Below are 22,817 nucleotides of genomic sequence, written 5' to 3'. Positions count from 1 at the left end.
AAATATTAATTTTTTTCGTCTTCTAATCTATTGATTTCCATTTTATTTGATAGTCTTTTTTGAATGATAGGTTCAATTAATGTTTTGACAGGATTTGTTTTTAGAAATGGAAAAAGTTCTAATTCGTGTTGCATTACATCTTCTTTATTAGGATGCTTATTCGTGCCTAATAATACAAGTTCGCCTTTATCAAACTGCGCTTGTTCTTTTGCAGCACTATCTTTAATTTTTCTTTGAATTGTTCCCTCTTTGAGCTGTTTTAAAAATCCGCCATTAGCTTCAATATCCTTAAAAAGCTCAAGGGCTTTTTCTGAAATTTGAGAGGTTAGCGATTCTATGTAATACGTTCCATCAGCTGGATTATTTACGGTATTAAAATAGCTTTCGTGTTTTAAAATGAGCAATTGATTACGAGCTATACGTTCGCTAAATTCATTGTCTTTATGATAAATGGCATCGTATCCCAAGTTATTAATTGTGTCTGCTCCTCCAAGAATAGCGCTCATACATTCAGTGGTAGTTCTGAGCATATTTGTATTGTAGTCGTAAATGGTCTTATTGCGTTTTGAAGGTGTCACAAAAATGTGGCACTTTGGATTCACATCATATTCTAATGCTAAACTAGTCCAAAGCTCCCTGAGAGACCGAAGTTTTGCGATTTCAAAAAAGTAATTAGTTCCGACGGAAACATTGAAAACAACTTTTAATTTTTGTTTTGTGTCTTGATCAAGGGATTTGCTAAAATGATTTAGATACTCATTAGCATGAGCGAGAGCATAACCTAATTGTTGTATAATGGTTGCACCTGCGTTTTGATATAAAGATGCATTAATGCTCAATGTTTTGGTATTAGAAATACTTGATTCAACATGGTTATGGTCGTCATTTAAGTTAGAAAACCAATTTCCGGTTGATGCAAGTTTCCCAATGATATCAGTATTTATATATATTGAATTACGTGTTGAAGCATAATTTTGTATTTGACGTATATAATTGGGAGAAAGAAACTGTAATTCAAAATAAATGATAATCTGCTCTAAGTCAATATTTTGAATCAGTTCTTCTAGGGAGACCTCTTCATTTGGTATAATAAATTTTAGAGCTTCAGCGCCTCTTGAGCAGGCATCAATGGCTTTAGTATTTGATTTTGCCACATGGGCAACAAAAATAGTTTGACAGATTTTAAATTTTGTGACTTTAGAAGCAGAGATTTCAGGAAGTTGATCAAATTCGTCTTTATGATAAAAAGGTTTAACATGAATGCCTTCATTGGTTTTCCAGATCAATGTTTCATTATAATCGGCACCTTTTAAATCGGCCTGAATCTTTTGTTTCCATTCTTTAGAGGAGACTTCTGGAAACTCTTTAAATAAAGGGTTACTCATCTTTCTTTTTTGTTTTTAAACTGTCTTCATATTCAATGATGTAGATATCCTCATTGTCTTTTTTCATATAATATTTTTCACGAGCTAATTTTTCTATACCATCCTCAGTACTTAATCCTTTTATGGCTTTTTTATCTTTTTCAATTTCTTTATTGTAGTATTCTTTTTCAGCTTCTAAATCATTAATATCCTCGTTTAGCTCATGATGAATCATTAGGGAGTTAGAATCTATAAATAGCATCCAAACAGCGAATACTACAAAGATGATAACAAATATATTTTTTAGATATTTAAGCATTAATTCAGTTTTTCATTAATTATAGTTTTCACTATATCAACTGCTACAGTATTGTATTTGTTGTTTGGAATTATAATATCAGCATATTCTTTCATAGGTTCAATAAATTGCTGATGCATTGGTTTTAACGTATTTTGATATCTTGACAAAACTTCGTCAATATCTCGACCACGTTCCGTAATGTCTCTTTTTAATCGTCTTATTAGGCGCTCATCACTATCGGCATGAACGAAAATTTTAATATCAAACATGTCTCTTAATTCTGGATTTGTCAAAATTAAAATACCTTCAACAATCATTACTTTTCGTGGCAATGTATTAATGGTGTCACCTGTTCTATTATGTTTCACAAAAGAATACACAGGTTGGTCAATGGCATTTCCATCTCTCAGAGCTTTTAAATGTGATTCTAATAATTCAAAATCTATAGATCTTGGATGGTCGAAATTAATTTTCACACGTTCATCATAACTTAAGTGTGACGTGTCTTTGTAGTACGAATCCTGAGAAATAATCCCAACTTCACCTTCAGGTAGTTCATTTAGTATTTGATTAACTACTGTAGTTTTACCACATCCTGTTCCACCTGCAATACCAATGATGAGCATAATTTAGTTTTAAATTGTATCTACAAATTTAAATATTTATAGACAGTTTATTGTTGAATTTCTGAAACTTCTTTTTCAGTTATTAACGATGAATTTGTATTTCCCCAACTATTAGTTATGTAGTTCATGACATCGGCAACTTCATCGTCTGAAAGTCCTAAGCGAGCCATAGGCATATTATAGGAATCTCCATTTACTTTAATTTCTCCAGACAATCCGTATTTAATTGCTTTAATGCTTTCATTCCTTTTAGTCATTAAATAATCTGAATAAGCTAAGGGCGGAAAGGTTTTAGGAACTCCTTTTCCATTTCCCATGTGACATACGATACAAAAGTCCATATAAATCTCTTCGCCGCGCTCCATGCTTGATTTTAGGTCAGGGTTTTGAGTTTTATTTGTAACCATTACTTTTGAATTGGTTTCATTCTTAACTCTGTTATTGCAACTAACTAGAATTAGGCAAAATATTGAAATTATAATTATAGATTTCACTTACTCCTTTATTAGTCTAACAATTCCTAAATCTTCAATTCCAACATAGATAAAGCCATCTGGACCTTGATTAACAGATCTTACACGACCTAATCCATCTAATAAACGTTCTTCTTTAACAACTTTACCGTTTTTAATGAAGCAATTATCTAAGTATTGAAATTTTAAAGAGCCAACAAGTAGATTGCCTTTCCACTCTTTGTATTTATTGCTTGAGATAAAAGTCATTCCGCTTGGCGCGATAGAAGGATCCCAATAATGTAAAGGTTGTTCCATGCCTTCTTTCTCAGTGATATCGGTAAAACTCGTGCCACTGTAGTTAACACCGTAGCTTATAATTGGCCAACCATAGTTCTTACCAGGTTTAATAATATTTATTTCGTCACCACCTTTTGGTCCATGTTCGTGTGCCCAAATCTCTCTAGTTTCAGGATTTAATGTCATGCCTTGCGGATTGCGATGGCCATATGAATAAATGGCTTTTTTGACATTCATTTCATTACTAAAAGGATTGTCATTTGGAATACGTCCATCATCATGTAAACGATATATTTTTCCTCCATCTCCCTTAATATCTTGAGGATTCACATCTCGATTACCACGATCACCTATTGAAAAGTATACATAGTTGTCATCGTCAAAAACAATTCTTGAGCCAAAATGCTGACCTCTGGTTGAATTAGGAGATGCTTTATAGAGTAGTTGTTTTTCGGTAAGAGAATTGTCTTTTAGTTTTGCTCTCATTAAAGCTGTATGGCCGCCTTTTTCCTGTCCTTCAGACGACGCATAGGTAAAGTAGATCCAGCCATTATTGGAGTAATCCGGATGCAAAACAATATCTAAAAGACCGCCTTGTCCACGGTTATAAACGTCAGGAACATTTTTAATTTCAGTTTTTTTTCCATTTTCAAAATGAATTATTCTGCCTTCTTTTTCCGTGATAAGTATCGAATTATTTGGAAGAAAAGTAAATCCCCAAGGTATACTAAGGCCTTTTACAATCACTTCGTAGGAATGTTTTGTATTTACAGGATTTTTGTCTTGAGCACAAGCAAAAACAGTAAAAAGAACAATAAGAAACATTAATTTTTTTCTAAACTTCATAAAAACAACTTTTGAGTTTAAATTTAATAATAAAATGTATCAGTTTTTAAAGAAAAGGTATATATTTGCAATCCGATTTTGAGAAGAGTATTGTTTTCTTTTTAATCTCTAGATAACCAATTCGGAGTGTAGCGTAGCCCGGTTATCGCGCCGCGTTTGGGACGCGGAGGTCGCAGGTTCGAATCCTGCCACTCCGACAAAAAAAGCTGAACTACTGTTCAGCTTTTTTTTTATATTATCTTTTTTCTATTCAATACGTTTATAGTTTTCAGAATAAATGCGATTACCGTCTTCATCAATTTCTATTTGACTAAAAGTATTTTCAGTTAAAACGATTTCATAATTGAATTCTTTCCGCTCTTGAATAATTTTACTCATGATTTCAGAACCATAATCTAAAACTTCTGTAAGTGTATTGCCGTTAAGACTGTAAGAACCATAACCAAACCATTCGGTAGAATCTGTTGGAACATTTTTGCTCCACATTACTTTTGAAGAGGTATACATTTTTACTTGTCTGTAACCTTCGCTAGTATTAAATGAATCTTTTATGGTATCATTATCGTAATTGTAAAATCCTATAAGTTCCCATGTGCCTTCTAGAGATTGATTGTTATCTACTTCGATAATGTTGTTTTCATTACTTTCAGAATTTTCAGTCGTAGTTTCAGTTTTGCAAGAATACAATACGATTGTAATGCAAAACAAATAAAATAGAGCTCTCATGTGCCAAAGAATTTAGTGGTTACATTTAAATTTACGAAAAAATCAACATATAAAATCTTGTTAGTCCCATTTTTCTATAGATTAACTCAATATTAAAATATAAACTGTTGATAACTTCTATGTAAGGTTTCTATCAAAATTTCTACTTTTGTTTTAGAAAAAAGAAACATTTAAAACTGGGTTTTTATATATAAAATCAAGAGTATTGTAGATGTTCTTTGTAATCCCTTTTGAAATATATTATATACAGATAACTAAAATATGTCAGATACTATTGAACACGTAAAATGCCTAATTATTGGCTCAGGACCAGCAGGATATACTGCTGCGATATATGCTGCAAGAGCAAACATGAATCCAGTTTTATACCAAGGAACTCAGCCAGGAGGACAGTTAACAACCACGAATGATGTTGAAAATTTTCCAGGTTATCCAGATGGTGTTACTGGACCAGAAATGATGATACAGTTGCAAAATCAAGCAGCTCGATTTGGAACTGACATCCGTGATGGTTGGATTACAAAGGTTGATTTCTCAGGAGACCTTCATAAAGTTTGGGTTAATGATACTAAAGAAATTCATTGTGATACAGTTATCATTTCAACAGGAGCCTCAGCAATGTACTTAGGTTTAGATTCTGAACAGAAGTATTTGAAACTTGGTGGTGGCGTTTCTGCTTGTGCAGTTTGTGATGGGTTTTTCTATAGAAATCAAGAGGTTGTAATTGTGGGAGCAGGTGATTCGGCTTGTGAAGAAGCTCATTATTTATCAAAACTTTGTAAAAAAGTAACCATGCTGGTTAGACGAGATGAATTTAGAGCTTCTCAAATTATGCAAACCAGAGTAAAGAATACTGAAAACATTGAAATTCTTTACAATACTGAAACTGAAGAGGTTTTGGGTGATGGACAAGTTGTTACAGGTGTTCGTGTGGTTAATAATCAAACCAAAGAGACACATGACATACCAGCAACTGGATTTTTTGTGGCCATTGGTCATAAGCCTAATACTGATATTTTTAAAGGTTTCTTAGATTTAGATGAAACAGGATATATTATTAATAGCGTTCCTGGAACCTCTAAAACTAATGTTGATGGTGTTTTTGTGTCGGGTGATGCAGCTGATCATGTGTACAGACAGGCTATAACTGCTGCTGGAACAGGATGTATGGCAGCTTTAGATGCCGAACGCTATTTAGCAGCAAAAGATTCAAGCTTTGAAGTGAGTACCTCGACTTATAATTAAATAGGTAAAGCTCAAAAATATAGATACTAAAAGTGCCTAAAGTTGCAGTATAAATTCAACTTTAGGCACGTTTTAATTCTACTTAGTAAAATCTATAAAGTTTCTGGTAATGTGTAAGTTCTACCTTTATTTTGTTCTTTTAAATAATCCATTAAAGGATTAAAATATTCTAACATTGGTTTTGCACTCATTTCGCTACCAACACTTGCTTTAAGGAGCTCTCTCCAATCATTATTTGCTCCAGTTTCAAGAACACCTCTTAAAAATGTTCCTACTTCTTTGCTTCCAAAATAGTTTGTAGCATGAGGATCTTGTTTTAATATGTTTTTTGAAATATGATCGTGAAATTGGAATAATAAAATATAAGATACAGCATAGTCATAGTATTGCGCCGCATCGTTATTTATGTGAGTTTTTGAAGCAGCATCACAAAATTCTTCTCCACGATCTGTTGGAGGCACCATACCTTGATACTTCTTAGATAATTCCCACCATTTTTTATTAAATTGATCTTTAGGTAAATTTTCAGCGTATAATGCATTTTCAAATTCTGTCATAACACCAGCAGAGAATGGTAAAAAGACAATGTTACTTAAAGCTTCTTTAAGAAGGTTTTGAGTTTCATCAATTTTAGCATCGGCATCAACTAAACCTTTACCAGCCAAAAATGGTTTTTGCATGGCAGCAAAACCTAATAAACTACCAATAGCTTCATGATAACCGCGATTAGCACCTTCTCGAAGTAATGGAGGAACATTTGGATTAGTGTACGCCTGGTAATAGTATATATGCCCTAATTCATGGTGAATAGTTTCATAGTAATCTGCATTTGGTTCTACACTCATTAAACAACGTAAATCGTTTTCTAAATCCATGTGCCAAGCTGAGGCATGATTGTTCTTTTTATAAGGAGCATCTGCAGGTAAGGGATACATGCTTGATTTTTCATAAAAACTAGTTGGAAGCGCATCAAAACCAATACTCTTGTAGAAATTTTCACCTTCTTTTACTATCCACTCAGGATCTTTATCAGCTAAAACACCATCAATATCTAAGCCTTCAACACTAACTAATGAACTCCAATCTTGTCCCCAACGATTAGGTAGCCAATGTGCTGGAAGATATTCAGGTACATCTGCATTAAATTTCTTTGCAAGCTCGTGTCTTGCCCAAGTATGTAATTCTCTATATAATGGCCAAACTTCTTTAACCATTTTATTCATTTCATCTCGCATCTCTTGACGAGACATTCCGTAGCTTGAAACTTGATATGAAAAGTAGTCATCATAACCTAAAGCTCCTACCGTTTTATTACGTAACGATCTTAAGTTTTCTAAACCGTCTTTTAAACCTTTCCCAACATCTTTAGATGCTTCCCAATTTTTTAATCGTTCAGCTTCATCATTAGATTCACGTAAAACTTTATCAATATCTCCTGTAGTTACTGAAACTCCGTTAACTTTAAAATCATATCCAAAAAGGGCTTCATTTTGAGCATTTTCAGCAGTAATACGTTCTTTTACTAAATCTGAAACTGTTTCAGGGTTATTTGCCGCTGCATATAATATTGTATTTAGTTGTCTAACTTGAACAATATCTAAATCATCTTTACTTTTTAGAAATTCACGGGTTTTTTCTATAACATCAGTGCTTCCTGTGAATTTAGCAAAAGCCTCATTTGCTTTTTGTACGTTGTAAGCGTTTGTTGTGTCACCAGCAACAATCCTGGTGTTAGCATCCCATTCTGCTAAAGCAGATTCATAATATAATTTGGTAAATGATGCTGTGTAATCATCTAAAAAGGCTTGAACATCTTCTTTTGATGCCGTAGCTGTTTCCGATGTTTTTGTATCATTTTTACATGAGAATACTGTTATTAGAACAGCAATTAATAAGATTGTTTTCTTCATCTTAAATTAGTTTGAGTTAACATTAGTTGATTTGTGAATTATTTTTCTTTTTTCTGAAGTTTAGCCGTATCTAAAAATGTATTGATTGTAATTTTAGGATTTGCATATAAGTAAATTTCACTAGATCCTGAAGCTTCAATAGTAATCGTTTCGATTGCTTCAATATAAGCATCACTAGCGAGTCCACAAATTGCTGTACAAGCTTTTGTAGTAAAATTTTTGCCGTTAAATTGGGCATTATTATCTAATGTTAATTGAAGATTATCTGTAGTTCCTTCAATATCTATATTGGCACGTTGGTATAAATCTACTTTCGTTTCTTTTGCATTAATAAGTGCATCAAGTTTACAATTATCACTTAATTCAACAGTAGCTTTAGTCGCGCTTAGGTTTAGTTTAACTTTCGCTTTATCAAGGCTTATGTATTGAAAATTAGTTGCTTTTATATTTAAATAAGCTCTTGATGAACCTGTAGTTTTTAAGCTAGCATTATTTAATTCTAATGACGTCAATGATCTGACTTCGGCATTATCTCGAGTTTCAATATGTGAAAAGCCATCACTATAATTGATTTTAATCTTCAATTCTTTTTTCGATCGTATTTCAGTGGTAGTTTTAAATGTAAGTACACTATCTACAACTTCAAATTTTATAAATTCATGTAAATTGTCATCCGTTTCAATTTCAACTGAAGGTTTACTATTGTAATATAATTCTACTTCAAAATCTTCACCTATAATGATGGTGTTAAAATTATCAACATAGGTTTGTTTAATGGTTACATTTCTATCGCCTTTTACTTTGTCGTCATCCTGCGAAATACCAACGCTACAAAAGCCTAAAGTAATTAATAGAAATAAGGTAATCTTTTTCATTAGTGTAAATTAAATGTTAGAACAAATATAAAACAAAAACCATCCCAAACTCGAAACTGAGCTTGAAATGGTTTAAAAAAACAAGTTGATTAGTTGGTTGTTATTGTGTTACTGCTTTCTGATGCTACCTGAAGGGCCGTCGCTTTTTTCTACTTTTTCAGGGTTGCCATAATATTTTATATCGCCTCCGCTATTTGCGTTTGCTGTCAATTCTTTTGATGTATTTACTGTAATATCTGCACCACTATTGGCTTCCGCTTTTGTTTTTACAGCTTTAAGTTTAGCTGCTTTAATATCACTTCCACTAGAGGCATCTGCTCTAAATGTATTTGTAGTTCCCGATAATTTAATATCACTTCCACTAGAGGACTGACAAATTAAATTCTCAACGTCAACTTCAAGTTCTACATCACTTCCGCTGGACGTGTAAATTTCAAGGTCATTAGCAGTAATCATAGTAGTTGAAATGACATCACTTCCGCTAGAAGTAGAAATTTTGTTTACATTTTTAAAGTTAACCATCACTTTTTTAGAAGCGGCTGAACCAATGTTTTCATCTGCATAAATATTTAAAACGCCGTTTTCTACTTCAACTATAATGATTTCTTGTAAGTTGTCATCGGCTTGAACTCGTATGCCTTCTGTATCGCCTTGAGTTAGATAGACATCTAATCCTCGACTCACTTCAATGGCATTAAATGAACTATTTAATTCTCTGTCTGTTGTGGTCACATTTCCATTTCCTTTAACTCCCAAGTTAAAGTCGAAATTGCAAGACACGAGAAGGGCTCCTAATAATGCGGTTACTATAATTTTTATTAATGTTGTCATGATGAATTGGTTTTTATGCTGAATTAATTCCAACATTGATTAATGATTGATTTATACATTTCGATTTGATTGATGGTTCAAATATTCTAGTTTTTCATTGGTTTTCAAAACTGAATGATCTGAACTGTTGATTTATATAGTTGAATTGTTAATTATCGTCTGATGTGATTTCAATGCCATCTTCACCAATATTAATATTGATGCTTTCTGATTTAGCTTTAATACCATCTTCGTCAATTTTCAATCTACTATCTTCTGATTTCATTTCAATGCCATCTTCATCTATTTTGAGTCCAGTTTCGTCGTCGTTTATGTCAACTTTCACTTTGAAATCATCATCCACAGGACAGTCTAAACATTTAACTCCTCCATTTGTGATTTCCAGGTATTGATCCTCCATACCGTTATCTAAAATGTCATTGTAGTAACTAGAATTTCTGTGATACGAGTAGGTATTTCCTTCAGCATACAGAATTGTTCCTTCAGGTAGATAGAGCGTAACTTCAATTTCTTGGTCTCTAAATTTATTTTCAAAATCTGTGGTTAAATAACCGTTTAATTCAAGCCTTTTGTCTGAAAGCTCGTAACTATAATCAATTTCTTGAGCTCTTAATTTTGCTTCTTTATAATTTCTGCCTTCAGCAGTTTTCTCAATGTTTATTGAGGCAACCGAATCCTTGGTAGAACGAACAATTAGCCTTACATCTGTTGCGTAAATCATCTTATTGTCGTTGTCATCATATACTGGTCTGAACACATTGCTATGTCTTCCAAACTGTTTGCTATAAAGCGTGTTTCCAACAACGGCAAGTGTAAGTGTATCCTTAGCTTTTATATTAATTTGCTCTTTTTGACTAACGGTTGCATCATATGCATGTTCACTAGCTTGTCTAACACCTATTACAATACTTCCAATTATTGCCATAAGCCATAGGCCTAAAAGTGTAAACTTAGCTACATTACCGATAGACTTTAAGTTGTTAATTAGAATTTTTAATCCTAAATAAAACACAAAGAAAAATGGTACTCCAACACCAAATAAGGTAATTAAAGAAATTAACCAAACTGGTGTATTAGCAGCGTTAGCAGCTTCAAAAATGTCGAGTCCAGGAAAATGAACTATATCTATAGCACCTAAACTCAAGCAGAATATTAATAGTGAAATTAATGTAGCTGCACCTACGATAATTAAGATGATGCCAATGAATTTTGCAAAAACTTTAAAGAAAAACATGATAATGTCTCCAATGGTATCAAAAAATGTTTTTGATGAGGACTTAATTTTTTGCCCTTGCTTAGGTAAATCTACACTTTTGACCGTATCTGATACTGTTTGAGAGACACTGTCAAAGCCGTCCTTAATTTTTTTTTCGATATTACTAATGTTCACTGGTTCTCCAGTCATGGTTAGTTTTTCTGACGTTGTTTTAGCTTCAGGCACTAAAATCCATAATATGATATATAGTAAGAAACCTGTTCCAGCTCCAAAGATTAATATAAACCAGATTATTCGAATCCAGATAGGATCGATTCCAAAGTAGTGTGCTAATCCTGAAGATACACCTCCTATATAGGAGTTATCAGTATCACGATAGAATTTTTTTGTAGGTCTTGAACTTGAACTTCTTTGGTAAGATGTTTTTGGTTCATCTTCAAAAATTTCGTCATCAACCAAATAATCTTCTGGTTGACCCATAATTGTGATGACGTCATCTACTTCTTTGATTCTTATAACTTGCTTTTCGTTTTGAACACGCTCGTTAAATAATTCTGCTATTCGATGTTCGATATCTGATATGATTTCTGAACGACCTTGAGAGTCTGTAAATGAACGTTTTATAGCCTCAAGATAGCGCTGTAATTTTAAGTATGCATCTTCATCTATATGGAAGAATATACCTGCTAAATTTATGTTGACTGTCTTATTCATTATTTTTTTGTTTTTTGACTGGTTACTAGGTTAACTGCATTTTGTAATTCGGTCCAAGTGCCATTAAGCTCTTTTAAAAACAGTTGTCCTGTTTCTGTGAGACCATAATATTTTCTTGGTGGTCCTGAGGTGGATTCTTCCCAACGATAATTGAGTAATCCAGCATTTTTAAGCCTTGTTAGTAGTGGATAAATTGTGCCTTCTACCACAAGCAGTTTTGCGTCTTTTAATGTGCCTAAAATTTCTGCAACATAAGCATCGTCATCTTTTAAGACCGATAATATGCAGTATTCAAGTACACCTTTACGCATTTGTGCTTTTGTGTTTTCTATCTTCATATTCTAAATAGATTAAATTTTAATAAACTGTTCATTTTTTGATTGATGATTGATGATTAATTGATGAAATATTGATTTTATTTTAAAAAGTCTATAGTTAAGGGATAATGATACATTTCTCCATCTCTTGCCTTTAAACTTGCGATGACTATAAATACGAGTTCCAGTATAAAACCTAAAATTGCAAGAGCTCCTAATCCACCACCAATATAAAGTAGAGGTGAAGGTTCGGTAATATTGAGATGGATGCCGTCAAAAGGATCAATATCAATAAAATCGAAAGAACTAAATAGGTTAAAAAAGAAAAACGGGACAGATAATAAGCCAAGAATAAGTGCATAAAGCAATATGCTCATTTGAAAATTTATAGCTTGTTTGCCGTGGTTATCTACAAATTCAGATTTTTCTTTGTTTGCCATCCATAATACGATTGGACCTATAAAGTTTCCAAACGGAATTATAAACCTACTAAAGGTTGATAAATGGATGAATGTTGCGATATTTTTTTGGTGGTTGTCTAGCATAATATTAAATCATATAGTAATTGCTTATACAAATATATGTCTAAAAGAAGGTATTATGTTACGCATAGTACTTAAATTTAACATAATATTAACAAATTGAAGTATGGAATATTTTCAATACTTTAGCTGAAACTTCCAATGAATATGATTGTTTCACCAAGAAAACTCAATATTTTTTTATTATTTAAATTACCAGCTGCCTATTTCTGTGGAGTGCGTACAAAGTCATTAACAGAGGATTGTTGCGTGGTTTCAGTGAAACATAGGTGGATTAATCAAAATCCGTTTAATTCTATGTTTTGGGCTGTTCAAGGTATGGCTGCAGAACTTACGACTGGAGCTTTGGTGATGTCGAAAGTTAAATCTAGCGGACAAAAAATATCGATGTTAGTTACTAATAATGATGGGAAGTTCACAAAAAAAGCCACAGGACGAATACATTTTACTTGTAACCAAGGTAAAATGATTGATGATGCAATTGCCATGGCTATTGAAACTGGAGAAGGGCAAACCATATTATTAAATTCTAAAGGCATTAATAAAGAAGGCGTTCAAGTTTCAGATTTTAATTTTGAATGGAGTATAAAAGTAAAAAGTAAAACGTAAATAGTTTACAGTTGGAATTTGGAATATTTATTATTGGAGTTTTTTAAACTTGTAACAAAACCCAAAACAAATCAACATATAAACAAATCAACAACAAAACATATAAAATTATGACCTCACACGAAATAGATTACAGAATTTACGGCGAAGAAATGCAATTCGTAGAAATAGAACTCGATCCTCAAGAGGGTGTTGTAGCTGAAGCAGGAAGTTTTATGATGATGGATGATGGTATTAAAATGGAAACCATTTTTGGAGATGGTTCTCAAAATGACTCAGGTTTCTTTGGAAAAATACTTGGTGCGGGAAAGCGAATCCTTACAGGTGAGAGTTTGTTTATGACGGCATTTTATAATGATTTAACCGGAAAGCGTAATGTGTCTTTTGCCTCACCTTATCCAGGAAAAATAATTCCAATCGATTTAACCGAATTTAAGGGCAAGTTCATTTGCCAGAAAGATGCTTTTCTATGTGCAGCTAAAGGCGTGAGTATTGGAATAGAATTCTCAAAAAAATTAGGTCGTGGACTTTTTGGTGGTGAAGGATTTATAATGCAAAAGCTGGAAGGCGACGGAATGGCGTTTGTTCATGCAGGCGGAACCATGGCTAAAAAAGTATTGCAAGTTGGTGAAACAATGAAAGTAGATACAGGATGTCTTGTAGGTTTTACACAAGGCGTAGATTACGATATCGAATTTGTTGGAGGCATTAAAAACACCGTATTTGGAGGTGAAGGCTTATTCTTTGCCAAACTGCAAGGTCCAGGAACAGTTTACATCCAATCCTTACCATTTAGCAGATTAGCAGGACGCGTTTTAGCATCTGCTCCAAGAAGTGGCGGAAAAAGTAAAGGGGAAGGCAGTATTCTTGGCGGAATAGGCGATTTATTAGATGGTGATAATAAGTTTTAGAAACCTAAATTTGTAAGATTAATAGTAAAAGGTTGTGTTTTTGACGCAACCTTTTTCATATTCGTGTACCTTTATAGTATACAATCCATCAAAACTATAATCATATGAAGTCATTTCTACTTTCACTTTTATTTCTAAGTGTCATTGTAATTGGAAATGCCCAAATTATTGATATACCTGATGCTTCTTTTAAAAGTTGAGTTTGCATTATGAAAGTAATTTCATACGCTAATACAGAAACTTTTAAAGTTATTAAACAGTATAAACCTCTTATGTTTAATGATATAAAAGCATTTATTTTTGGGAAATTGAATGCTTCTCTCTGTTAATTTTTTGTTTAAACTGACGAAGCAATCATTTTTTTTACTAAATTTAGAAAGTAATCAAAAATAAAAAGCCTATTCACAAATCTACTTAACTAAACCTAAACTTAATTAAAAAATGGCAAGAGCAATGTTCGAGTACACCAAAACTGTACTTGCAAAAGTGAGTTTTGACAGTACATTGTTTTGTAAGGAATTAAAGAAAGCACTAAGTCGTTTGTTACCATACGAAATTGAAGAGCTTAAGATTTTTATCAAGTCTTTAATTCTACAGAACCCAGAATTAAATCAATGTTTAATATTACTAAAACCATAGAAAAAAGCGACTTACGAGTCGCTTTTTTTTTATTATAAAACTAGATTAATTAGGTAACGGACTAATTATATTTACGTTCTGAAAGGCTATTGCACCTCTTATAATTCCTGAAATGACATTGTGTAACGCGTCAATAATTTGCATTTTTAGTTCATTTTTATGATATATGATACTCACTTCTCTAGCTGGTGAAGGTTCATTAAAATGATGTAGTTGTTTAGACATTTTCTCATTTAAATCTAAGGTATTAAGATAGGGAAGAAGGGTCATCCCTAAACCTTCATTTGATAATTTTACTAATGTTTCTATACTGCCACTTTCTAATTGAAATTGGTCATCTTGATGAGTTTTAAATGCCTTACACAAATTAATCACACCATCTCTAAAACAATGACCATCTTCTAAAAGTAGCATGTCATTAATATCTAAATCAGATACATCAATCTTTTTCTTATCCTTTAGTCTGTGATCATTGGGAATATATCCAACAAATGGCTCATAGTACAAAACACGCTCTTTTATCGAGTCTAATTCTAAAGGTGTTGCAGCAATAGCTGCATCTAGGTGACCATCATTGATTCTTGTTATAATTTCTTCGGTAGTGAGCTCTTCAATCTTTAATTTAACCTTTGGGTATTTTTTAATAAATGCCTTTAAGAACATTGGTAACAAGGTTGGCATTACAGTTGGAATGATGCCGAGTTTAAATTCGCCACCAATAAATCCTTTTTGCTGATCTACGATATCTTGAATTCGTTCAGATTCGTCAACAATATTTTTTGCTTGAAGTACAATTTTTCTACCAACATCTGTGAGTTCAATGGGTTTTTTGCTTCTATCAAAAATTAAAACCTCAAGTTCATCTTCTAACTTTTGTATTTGTGTACTTAATGTTGGCTGTGTTACAAAGCACTTCTCTGCAGCTTTGGTAAAGTTTTTATGTTCGGCAATCGCTAAGACGTAGTTTAGTTGTGTAATTGTCATAGTTATGTGTTTAAACTATAAATTTACAAAAAACTATTCACAAAAACTATAATATGAATTATATTTTATTTAGGACTTACTTAATAAAAAGCCCTTTAGATTGTTTTCTAAAGGGCTTTTCGATTATAAATTTTTTATAATTTTTAATTGCAATCAAATTCTATAACACTTGACGGATTTGCAGAACTGGTAACCATTACATCATCAGTTTCACAACCAGTAAAGAACCATTCATCATTTAAGTTTTGATCTCCTTGAATAAAAATAGATGCAGGTGAATTTCCACCTCCTGTATTACCTATAAACCATAGACCAGCTATTGTGGTAGATTCATTAGTAATAATTAGGGTGCCATCACTATTGAATATGTAAGCAAATTCACCAATAGTCCAAGAGCATCCAGTAACTAATTCAAAAATATCATTTGGAGTACAGCCAGACGAATTGTTATTACAATCACGTTCTAAATGGATGAATTCATTACCAGATTCTAAAACTATGAATCCTTCACTACATAGAGCTACTGTCCAATCTAATTGAGAGAACATATCACTTGGAGAGTTTGGAACATTAAAAGACATAAACACTTCAGCAGTTGCAGGATTTGAACTTAAATCCCAAGTTCCAGTTACTCCAGTGGCAGAACCTTCACTAAAAATCTCTAAGGTTCCATCGGCAGAAAATTGAGCGTATTCAGCAACTACAGTGTTGTAAAGACTTGTGTTAATGTACCAGTTACATTGTATTAAAAAATCGAAAACTTCTTGCTCACTGCAATTATTAGGATTGTTGGTATTACAATCTAAATTAATATTGATTGTGTACCCTTCAGTATTTGTAAATATTAAGTTGTCATTTGAGTAACTGGTAAGTTCCCAATCACCATTTAATTGTGTAAAAGTTAGTAATCCATTTATGGTTAAAACAACGTCGTTATCTGAACATATCATATTCCAGAAAGCACTTTCAGTAACTGTAGGAGTACCGTTTACAATGAGTTCATTATTTGGATTAAAATTCACAGAATTTACATCCACTATATCACCATTTGGATTGAATATTTCTACTTCATAGAAGGTATCACAAAACATCAATGTATCTTCTAAAAATTCAATTTCTAAATCACAATCTTCTTCATAATTAAAACAATCATCCAATAAAGCCACAAAATCGTTTTCACTTGAAACAGTAACAACTGAACCATCTGTTAAAGTCACTTCAAAAGGATATACAAAATCAAAGTAATATACATTGTATAAGGCGTTGTCTAATTCTTCTTGAGATTCTATAGTAATAGTGACATTGTCGTCAGTTACTATAGTAATCGGAAAATTAAAGTCAAAACACCCATTCCCACCAGGACAGTTGTAATCGTCTTCACAATTTTCAGCAAAATCGTTAGGTGTAAAACCATCACACATTGCTAAGCATTCATTTGGATATGTAATAATAAAACTTTCTCCATTTGGATCTTGAACTTCCACACAAACAGGATTTACACTATCATCACAATCACATGAATCAATACCATCAAAATCACAGTCCTCTAATAAATCAAAGAATTCAGCTTCATTATTAATCGTTACAATTTCAATAGCATCAGTACTAGCGTTATACCTTTCTACGTTAAAAGGAAATTCAACGCCGTTAATATATAAATCATCAGTAGAATTAATAAGGATAATAATTAAATCATCTAAACTATTTACACTAACAGTAGTTCCGTTGTTGTAAGATAAGTTTAGAGGATACACAAAATCAAAGCAAAAATCGAAAACGATATTACCTGCTGGGTTAGACGTAGGAATTACGTCTCCTTCAGTATTAAATTGTTGTGCAAGTCGGTTTAAGGATATGGTAATAGCTTCAGATTCATTAATATTTTGATCTTCAACTACAGTATCATTATTTGTACACGAGGTTAAAAAACCTGCAATTAGAGTAAAACTTAAAAGAAATAATTTAAAATTTTTCATCATAGAATTTTTTTTGTTATTGTTTTTTTTGGTGATTAATCATACTTAAGACAACTAAAAAAAAAAATACCCTACTTTTTTCTCTAATTTTTTTTTAGTTAGTTTTGATGCATTCACTTTCGAAAAAAATAATGCCTAAAGATCAACATAATATATGTCATTCTAAAACTTTTGAAACGCTATACCAGATGTATGCAAAGGATATTAGGCGCTTTATTTTTTTTAAAACCCAAGATATTGATAAGGCAGAAGATATATTACAAGACACGTTTATAAAACTTTGGGATAACTGTGGAAAGGTAAATTATGATAAAGCAAAAAGCTTTTTGTATACAGTAGCTACCAACACCTTTTTAAATACAATTAAACACGAAAAAGTCGTACAAAAGCATCAACAAAGTATGACCAGTCAATTGTCAAATGAATCTCCAGAGTTCATAATGCTCGAAAAAGAATTTATGGAAAAATTAGAACGCACCATAAATTCCCTTCCTGAAAAGCAAAAAGAAGTGTTTTTATTAAATAGAATTGAAAAAAAGAAATATAAAGAGATTGCTGAGCAATTAGGTATTTCGGTTAAAGCTGTTGAAAAACGAATGCATTCGGCTCTATTGGTTTTGAGAGAACATATTGGAAATGTCTAAATCATAAAATTAAAAGTAGGGTTTTATTCTACACAGTTGTTTTAATATTGTAAGCAATGAAAACTAAAGAATTACATAACGAAAACGATTCATTTTTAGCCCAATGGTTAGAGGGGAAACTCTCCGATATTGAGTTAAAAAAACTCGTTTCTGAATCAGATTACAAATCGTTTCTTAAAATAAGAAAAGGACTTGAGGTTTATGATGATTTAGAAGGATCTACTAATGCCTCTTTTGCCAAAATTCAAGACCACATTTCTAATAAAAAAGGGAAAGTCCGCAATTTAAACGCAAATCATTGGTTCATAGGAATTGCGGCATCTGTAGTTTTATTTTTCGGGTTGTTTACCATCTTAGGAAATGATATCGTTACTATTGAAACCAATTATGGTGAACAAAAAACTATCGCCTTATTAGATGGTTCAGAAGTCATTATTAACTCCAAATCTACCATTACTTTTGATGAAAATAATTGGGAAAATGATAGAACGATAACCCTAAATGGCGAGGCCTATTTTAAAGTTAAAAAAGGCAGTACGTTTAAAGTTTTAACCGAAAATGGAGATGTTCAAGTTTTAGGAACGCAATTCAATGTAAACTCGGTAAGCGATTTATTTGAAGTGGTTTGTTTTGAAGGAAAAGTAAGTGTGCAAACAAATGCAGAAGATTACATCTTGTTACCAACAAATACTGTGAGGCGCATTAATGGAAATGCAATTGAAAAATGGGATATTTCAGAAAGTAATCCGAGTTGGATTAATGGAGAAAGCAGTTTTAAAAGTGTACCTTTAAAATATGTAATTTCGGCCTTAGAATCGCAGTATAACATTAAAATAAATTCAGATACTATTAATAATACTATAATATTTACTGGTAGTTTTACTCATGAAAGTTTGAATACAGCATTAAAAACAGTATTCAAGTCTTTACAGATACAATATTTTGAAAAAGAAAAAGGAAACATTTATTTGAGTGTAAAGTGAAAAAATTGATTATTTGCTTTTTAGTAACATTACCATATTTAGCCTTTTCGCAAGAAGAGGCTAAATTTTATATTAGTTTCAATTCAGAACCTTTAGAACGAGCATTTGAAACCATTGAAGACGTATTTGATGTTCGATTTTCTTACTACGATGATCTTTTAGCCGATAAAACCCTCTCGCTAAAAAGGGAAAAACGCTCTTTAATTCAAGTGCTTTCAGAAATTGAATCGCAAACAAATCTTAAGTTTGAAATTTTAGACAACAGATATATAATTGTTAATAATAAAAAAGACGAAGTTGACATTCAAGAATTAGATAAAGTCATAATTAATAGTTATTTGGCTAAAGGAATTTCAAAACGTAAGGATGGAACGTATCAAATAAAACCAACAAATCTCGGCATTTTACCAGGTCTTACTGAACCCGATGTTTTAGAAAGTATTCAATTATTACCAGGAGTTGTTAGTCCGAACGAAACAGCTTCTGGTTTTTTAGTAAGAGGAGGAAAGATAGATCAAAACAGACTTATTTGGGATGGCATAAATATGTATCATAAAGGGCATCTTTTCGGAATGATCTCTCCCTTCAATCCTAATGCCACAAAACATGTTACTTTCATAAATAAAGGTTCACACCCAAGATATGGTGAGCGTGCTTCGAGTGTTATTTCGATGACTACTAACACTAAAATTGAAGATGAACTTAAAGCTCAAATTGGTTTTAATGGCATTGACGCAGATGCTTATTTTGATGCACCATTAATAAAAGATAAACTTGGTATTCAAGCTTCTGTGCGATCGAGCTACACAAATGTCTATCAATCTGTAACGTTCAATAGATTTGCAGATAAAGTTTTTGAAAGCACTAAAATTGAAAATGGAGACAATCCTAATAACGATTTTAGTTTTTTAGATTTCAATATCAAATTGAATTATAAGCCTAATGCGAAGAACCATTTATTCGTAAGTATGATTTCTATAGACAATCAACTAGATTATACTGTAAATAATTCGGAAACAAATGAAGCCTTCAATGATCGTATGACTATAAAAAATACGGGTTATAGTGTTGGTTGGGATAGACAATGGACTCCAAATTTGAAGCAATCTACGGCTGCGTATTTTTCAGATTATGAATTTGATTATAATTATATAACTTCTGAAAATGATCAACAAACATCAGATTTTGAAAAGCGAAATTTAATTTTTGATTCAGGACTGTCAACTGAGTTTCAGCAAAACATTAATGATAATAATTCGGTGACAGTAGGTTATCAATATGTACTCAAAGATGTTGGGTATTCATTTAAAAACACCACTAATCTCGAGTTTATATTAGATCAAGACGAATCTATTGTTCAAACACATAGTTTGTATGCCAATTACGATTATAAAAATTCAAAGTTATTTGATGTATCCATTGGAGCAAGAGCAACCTATTTTAATGAATTAGATGCCTATCGTTTTGAACCTAGAGTATTACTTTACAAACGATTATTTAAGAATGTTAAGGTTCAAATTTCTGGAGAAATTAAAAATCAAATCATAAGTGAAATAGATGAAACAATTATTAGCGATTTATCTTTAGAAAACCGACTTTGGCGTTTGGCAAATGGCAATGATTTTCCGATTATAAATAGCAAACAAGTATCTCTAGGATTTATATATACCAGTAATGGATGGACTTTTGATATCGATAATTATTACAAAACGCTTAATAATATTACGGCATTGTCTTTTGGGTTTTTAAATCCAGAAAACAGCCAATTCAATTTAGGAGAACAAACAATTTACGGCGTAGATGTGTTTTTAAGAAAACGCTTTAGTGGTTTTAATTCTTGGGTGAGTTATTCATTTAATAATTCTGAAAGCAGGTATCGCAATTTAAATAATGATAATGCGTTCACATCAAGATCTAATGTTATTCATTCGGTTTCTACGTCCTTGAGTTATAAGGTTTCAAAATTTCAAATCGCTTTAGGATGGCGATGGCAAACAGGGAAACCCTTTACAGGTTCAACTTTAGGAGCTGATGGTTTAGAGTTTAGTGACGGCATAAATACCAAACGTTTACCAAATTATCATCGCTTAGACTTATCTTCAACGTATGCTTTTAATTTTTCTGAAGATAGCAGGCTTAAAGGGAAAATAGGTTGTTCAATTAGGAATGTTTACAACAAGAACAATTTAATTAGCAGAGAATATGTAGGTAATAATGACTTTGAAAATCATATTGAGGTCATTGACAAATTCTCTTTAGGTTTTACTCCTAATGTTATGTTCAGATTGTATTGGTAACTATGTGTCAAAAGAGTAGCTCTCTTTCAACTAGAGGAATGAGTTTTCTTGACAAGATTGAAAAGACGTCTTAAGGTCATTCAGAGCGAAATAAATGTAGCGAAGAATCTTAATAGAATTCTAGTTAGAACCATTTTAAGGGATTAAGATTTCTCACATTCGTTCGAAGTGACAATTAAAGTAAGCCTCTAGCTTTTATCTCTAAGTACTTATTAATAGTATTAATGGTTAATTCTTCAGGAGTCGTTAAAATACTCTGAATACCATGTTTTTGAAGTTCTTTAACCATCAATCGCTTTTCATAGGCAAATTTTTCGGCTATGGTTTTGTGATAGATGCTTTGCACATCTTCAGCATCAGTGGCGATGAGTGTTTCTAATTCGGTATTTTCGAAAAGAATCACAACCAACATGTGCTTTTTAGAAATGGCTTGTAGGTAAGGCAATTGACGTTTTAAAGCACTGATATGTTCAAAATTTGTATACAATAACAAAAGACTACGATGTGTTACCTTTCGTTTTAATTGTGCATATAATAAGCCATAATCACTATCTGTAAATTGCGTATTAATACTGTATAATGCTTCCAGAATCTTATTGAGATAGGTCATTTTATGAATCGCAGGAAGGAAATTCTCTATGTTTTTTGAAAAGGTTAGTAAACCTACTTTATCATGTTTTTTTAAAGCTACATTGCTAAAAGCCAAGGCAGAATTTATTGAATAATCTAAAAGTTTTAAACCATTGAAAGGCATTTTCATAACACGTCCTGTATCAATGATAGAGTAGATAGGTTGTGATTTTTCATCTTGATATTGATTCACCATCAATTGTGCATGTTTCCCAGTTGCTTTCCAATTGATGGTTCTAAAATCGTCACCTACCACGTATTCTTTAATTTGTTCAAACTCGGAAGTATGACCAATACGTCTTATTTTTTTGAGTCCGATTTGTGTTAAATGGTTTCCGATAGCCAAAAAATCATATTTCTGCATTTGGATAAATGACGGATAAACAGGAACCATCTGTTCATTTTGAAATTGATATTTGCGTTTTATAATTCGCAATTGTGATGAGATATATACATTGAGGTTTCCAAAAACATATTCGCCTCGTTCTACAGGTTTGACAACATAGGTGAAATTGTGAAGTTCCTGAGGTTTTAAATTCGTTTTATACGAAAAATCTCGCTTTTGAAATTGAATGGGTAGCTCATCTATAACATCAATATGAACTTGAAAAGGATACAGGTTACTTAGCGTTAACGGAATAGGATTATCATCACTATTAGATAATTTATCAGGTAAAATTCGTCGTACAGAAATGGCGTCTTTAAAGCGATAAAGTAAAAGTACATCGGTAAAAAGCAGCACGAACAATGCAATGATGAGAATCCAAGCAATAGGATATAAAATTGGGAGCCAATATGACACTAAAAAGCAAACTGAAACCACGGCTAAATAGACGTAGAATTGTTTATGTATGTATAGTGACTTCAGGAATTTCATAA

General features: G+C 32.1%; 22 protein-coding genes and 1 tRNA gene. 8 read left to right on the top strand and 15 right to left on the bottom strand.

Features of this window, described 5'->3' with window-relative positions:
- Positions 1-5: 5 nt before the first annotated feature.
- The 5 genes from VOI25_RS08640 to VOI25_RS08620 all read right to left on the bottom strand — a co-directional run bounded on the left by VOI25_RS08640 (position 6) and on the right by VOI25_RS08620 (position 3,889).
- Positions 6-1,385 carry a methylmalonyl-CoA mutase subunit beta gene (locus VOI25_RS08640; protein ID WP_323788659.1) on the bottom strand — a complete coding sequence of 460 codons (1,380 nt, stop codon included), beginning with the start codon at positions 1,383-1,385 and terminating at the stop codon, positions 6-8.
- Positions 1,378-1,683, bottom strand: coding sequence for an FtsB family cell division protein (locus VOI25_RS08635; RefSeq protein WP_323788658.1), 306 nt, complete (start codon positions 1,681-1,683; stop codon positions 1,378-1,380). The genes VOI25_RS08640 and VOI25_RS08635 overlap by 8 nt, the downstream gene beginning before the upstream one ends.
- Positions 1,683-2,291: a uridine kinase gene (gene udk, locus VOI25_RS08630; protein ID WP_323788657.1), complete on the bottom strand. Its 609-nt coding sequence runs from the start codon at positions 2,289-2,291 to the stop codon at positions 1,683-1,685. The genes VOI25_RS08635 and udk overlap by 1 nt, the downstream gene beginning before the upstream one ends.
- A gap of 47 nt (positions 2,292-2,338) precedes the next feature.
- Positions 2,339-2,656 carry a cytochrome c gene (locus VOI25_RS08625; RefSeq protein ID WP_323788656.1) on the bottom strand — a complete coding sequence of 106 codons (318 nt, stop codon included), beginning with the start codon at positions 2,654-2,656 and terminating at the stop codon, positions 2,339-2,341.
- 129 nt (positions 2,657-2,785) lie between these two features.
- Positions 2,786-3,889 carry a PQQ-dependent sugar dehydrogenase gene (locus VOI25_RS08620; protein ID WP_323788655.1) on the bottom strand — a complete coding sequence of 368 codons (1,104 nt, stop codon included), beginning with the start codon at positions 3,887-3,889 and terminating at the stop codon, positions 2,786-2,788.
- Positions 3,890-4,011: 122 nt separating this feature from the next.
- Between VOI25_RS08620 and VOI25_RS08615 the strand changes: the two genes are divergently transcribed.
- Positions 4,012-4,086: transfer RNA gene (locus tag VOI25_RS08615), tRNA-Pro, on the top strand.
- 49 nt (positions 4,087-4,135) lie between these two features.
- Here the strand turns inward: VOI25_RS08615 and VOI25_RS08610 are convergent.
- Positions 4,136-4,615: a hypothetical protein gene (locus VOI25_RS08610; protein WP_323788654.1), complete on the bottom strand. Its 480-nt coding sequence runs from the start codon at positions 4,613-4,615 to the stop codon at positions 4,136-4,138.
- A gap of 261 nt (positions 4,616-4,876) precedes the next feature.
- Here VOI25_RS08610 and trxB point away from each other — a divergent pair, with 261 nt between their 5' ends.
- Positions 4,877-5,860 (top strand): thioredoxin-disulfide reductase, encoded by a 984-nt coding sequence (gene trxB, locus VOI25_RS08605; RefSeq protein WP_323788653.1) that lies wholly within the window; start codon positions 4,877-4,879, stop codon positions 5,858-5,860.
- A 92-nt stretch (positions 5,861-5,952) separates the two neighbouring features.
- On the opposite strand, the gene VOI25_RS08600 is transcribed toward trxB, so the two are convergent.
- The 6 genes from VOI25_RS08600 to VOI25_RS08575 form a co-directional block, all read right to left on the bottom strand.
- Positions 5,953-7,770, bottom strand: coding sequence for a M2 family metallopeptidase (locus VOI25_RS08600; RefSeq protein ID WP_323788652.1), 1,818 nt, complete (start codon positions 7,768-7,770; stop codon positions 5,953-5,955).
- 38 nt (positions 7,771-7,808) lie between these two features.
- Positions 7,809-8,645 (bottom strand): GIN domain-containing protein, encoded by an 837-nt coding sequence (locus VOI25_RS08595; RefSeq protein ID WP_323788651.1) that lies wholly within the window; start codon positions 8,643-8,645, stop codon positions 7,809-7,811.
- A gap of 108 nt (positions 8,646-8,753) precedes the next feature.
- Positions 8,754-9,476: a head GIN domain-containing protein gene (locus VOI25_RS08590; RefSeq protein WP_323788650.1), complete on the bottom strand. Its 723-nt coding sequence runs from the start codon at positions 9,474-9,476 to the stop codon at positions 8,754-8,756.
- A 148-nt stretch (positions 9,477-9,624) separates the two neighbouring features.
- Positions 9,625-11,406 carry a PspC domain-containing protein gene (locus VOI25_RS08585; protein WP_323788649.1) on the bottom strand — a complete coding sequence of 594 codons (1,782 nt, stop codon included), beginning with the start codon at positions 11,404-11,406 and terminating at the stop codon, positions 9,625-9,627.
- Positions 11,406-11,744: a PadR family transcriptional regulator gene (locus VOI25_RS08580; protein WP_323788648.1), complete on the bottom strand. Its 339-nt coding sequence runs from the start codon at positions 11,742-11,744 to the stop codon at positions 11,406-11,408. The genes VOI25_RS08585 and VOI25_RS08580 overlap by 1 nt, the downstream gene beginning before the upstream one ends.
- Before the next feature lie 77 nt (positions 11,745-11,821).
- Positions 11,822-12,268: a DUF4870 domain-containing protein gene (locus tag VOI25_RS08575; RefSeq protein WP_323788647.1), complete on the bottom strand. Its 447-nt coding sequence runs from the start codon at positions 12,266-12,268 to the stop codon at positions 11,822-11,824.
- 144 nt (positions 12,269-12,412) lie between these two features.
- Between VOI25_RS08575 and VOI25_RS08570 the strand changes: the two genes are divergently transcribed.
- The 3 genes from VOI25_RS08570 to VOI25_RS08560 all read left to right on the top strand — a co-directional run bounded on the left by VOI25_RS08570 (position 12,413) and on the right by VOI25_RS08560 (position 14,424).
- Entirely contained in the window at positions 12,413-12,874 is a 462-nt protein-coding gene (locus tag VOI25_RS08570) for a DUF4442 domain-containing protein (protein ID WP_323788646.1), read from the top strand.
- A gap of 110 nt (positions 12,875-12,984) precedes the next feature.
- Positions 12,985-13,785, top strand: a complete 801-nt coding sequence (locus tag VOI25_RS08565) for a TIGR00266 family protein (RefSeq protein ID WP_323788645.1) — start codon at positions 12,985-12,987, stop codon at positions 13,783-13,785.
- A 441-nt stretch (positions 13,786-14,226) separates the two neighbouring features.
- Positions 14,227-14,424 carry a hypothetical protein gene (locus VOI25_RS08560; protein WP_323788644.1) on the top strand — a complete coding sequence of 66 codons (198 nt, stop codon included), beginning with the start codon at positions 14,227-14,229 and terminating at the stop codon, positions 14,422-14,424.
- Between the two features lie 45 nt (positions 14,425-14,469).
- Here the strand turns inward: VOI25_RS08560 and VOI25_RS08555 are convergent, their stop codons facing one another.
- Together VOI25_RS08555 and VOI25_RS08550 are read right to left on the bottom strand one after the other, a co-directional pair.
- Positions 14,470-15,408 (bottom strand): LysR substrate-binding domain-containing protein, encoded by a 939-nt coding sequence (locus VOI25_RS08555; protein ID WP_323788643.1) that lies wholly within the window; start codon positions 15,406-15,408, stop codon positions 14,470-14,472.
- A gap of 143 nt (positions 15,409-15,551) precedes the next feature.
- Positions 15,552-17,387 (bottom strand): hypothetical protein, encoded by a 1,836-nt coding sequence (locus VOI25_RS08550; RefSeq protein ID WP_323788642.1) that lies wholly within the window; start codon positions 17,385-17,387, stop codon positions 15,552-15,554.
- Positions 17,388-17,515: 128 nt separating this feature from the next.
- Here VOI25_RS08550 and VOI25_RS08545 point away from each other — a divergent pair, with 128 nt between their 5' ends.
- The 3 genes from VOI25_RS08545 to VOI25_RS08535 are packed head-to-tail and all read left to right on the top strand — an operon-like array spanning position 17,516 to position 21,308.
- Complete coding sequence (locus VOI25_RS08545; protein ID WP_323788641.1) at positions 17,516-18,028, top strand: RNA polymerase sigma-70 factor; 513 nt, start codon at positions 17,516-17,518, stop codon at positions 18,026-18,028.
- 56 nt (positions 18,029-18,084) lie between these two features.
- The gene (locus tag VOI25_RS08540; RefSeq protein WP_323788640.1) at positions 18,085-19,011 is read left to right on the top strand and encodes a FecR family protein; all 927 of its coding nucleotides are present in this window, start codon (positions 18,085-18,087) and stop codon (positions 19,009-19,011) included.
- Complete coding sequence (locus VOI25_RS08535) at positions 19,008-21,308, top strand: TonB-dependent receptor domain-containing protein (protein ID WP_323788639.1); 2,301 nt, start codon at positions 19,008-19,010, stop codon at positions 21,306-21,308. Before VOI25_RS08540 ends, VOI25_RS08535 begins: the two co-directional genes overlap by 4 nt.
- 175 nt (positions 21,309-21,483) lie before the next feature.
- Here VOI25_RS08535 and VOI25_RS08530 read toward each other — a convergent pair whose 3' ends face one another.
- Positions 21,484-22,815: a DUF58 domain-containing protein gene (locus tag VOI25_RS08530; protein ID WP_323788638.1), complete on the bottom strand. Its 1,332-nt coding sequence runs from the start codon at positions 22,813-22,815 to the stop codon at positions 21,484-21,486.
- Positions 22,816-22,817: the final 2 nt, after the last annotated feature.

The sequence above is a fragment of the Psychroserpens sp. genome (genome assembly GCF_034670085.1).
In the GTDB taxonomy this organism is placed as follows: Bacteria; Bacteroidota; Bacteroidia; order Flavobacteriales; family Flavobacteriaceae; genus Psychroserpens.
The sequence above is the reverse complement of the archived record's forward strand: the minus strand, read 5'-3'. Positions and strand labels throughout refer to the sequence as shown.